This window comes from Oceanobacter sp. 4_MG-2023 (assembly GCF_030689165.1).
Taxonomy (GTDB): Bacteria; Pseudomonadota; Gammaproteobacteria; order Pseudomonadales; family Oceanobacteraceae; genus Oceanobacter.
On record NZ_JAUYVV010000068.1, the window covers coordinates 1 to 1,235 of the forward strand.

At 49.1% G+C, this 1,235-nt stretch carries 1 protein-coding gene; it reads right to left on the reverse strand.

Translation table 11 applies throughout. The features are described from left to right. Positions 1–27 precede the first annotated feature (27 nt). Positions 28–1,169, reverse strand: a protein-coding gene (locus tag Q8W24_RS16765) for an IS3 family transposase (protein WP_303434947.1) whose coding sequence is annotated in 2 segments (ribosomal slippage) — positions 28–920 and positions 920–1,169 — 1,143 coding nt in all. Because the reading frame shifts where the segments join, the coding sequence is not laid out codon by codon here. Between the last annotated feature and the right edge of the window lie 66 nt (positions 1,170–1,235).

A 1,235-nucleotide genomic window follows, 5' to 3' on the forward strand; every position in this document is an offset into this window, starting at 1 on the left:
CTGTTCTGGTCAACAAAACCGGACACATTAATTGGCTAATTTCTCATGCTCCGCCGGTGACAAGTCACCGTTCGAGGAGTGCAGTCGATCCAGGTTGTAATATTTCATATAGGCCGCAACATCCTGTTTCATATGAGCCCGCGTCGGCTGGTGTACTTTGAACAGCCAGTCATGTTTTAGGCTCCCAAAGAAGCGTTCAACCACGGCGTTGTCCCAGCATGCACCAACGTCTCCCATTGAAGCTCTCATGTCATACCCTTTCAGCAGTTTGGCGAAGGATTCACTGGTGTACTGTGATCCTCGATCACTGTGGAACACCAGGCCTTTCGGTGGTTGCCTGAGGTTATAAGCTTTGATCAAGGCTCGACTGATCAGACTTGTGGTCATGCGTTTGTCGATGGCCCATCCAACTATCCTGCGCGAGTAAAGATCCATAACGATCGCCAGATACATCCAGCCTTCACCGGTTTTCAGGTAGGTGATGTCTCCTGCCCAAACCTGATTTTTACCCACCGGATTAAATTGTTGATTGAGCAGGTTATCGGCTACTCGGTCACTGTGTTTTCGTTTGGTTGTCGCCTTGTAAGCCACGCGCTGCGTGACTTTAAGATCCAGTTGCTGCATCACTGTTCGTACTCGATGTCGACTCACCTGAATGCCTTCTTCACTCAACTTTTTGACCAATTCGCGACTCCCCAAGCTGTTTCTGGAGGCTTTGAACAGTGCTTTGGCACGTCGATACAGGTGCAATTCTTCCGCAGTGATCACCTTGGCTGGACGAGCTTTCCACGCGTAGAACGCCGACTTGCTGACGTTCATCACATGACAGAGCAATCGCACCGGATAACTCTGTCTGTGATTTTCAATAAAGTGGTATTTCACTTCATTTCTTTCGCGAAGAAAGCACTGGCCTTTTTTAAAATCTCTTTCTCCATGCGCAGGGTTTTGACTTCCTGACGAAGCCGCTTCAGCTCTTCCAGTTCCGTTTCTGCAGGCTTTGATTCACTGGTTGACTGCGCCTGTTTTTCCTTCCACCGATAGAGCAAGTTGGTGGCGATACCCAGAGACTTCGCGGCCTCCGGAACTGAATAACCTTGCTCGGTCACGAGAGAGACGGCTTCTTCCTTAAATTCTGGCGGATATTGCTTGTAACTACGTTTCTGGCTCATGGTTGGCACCTCTGTTGGTGAAGAGTTTATCTCTTCTTGAGGTGTCCGGGATATTCAACCAGAACA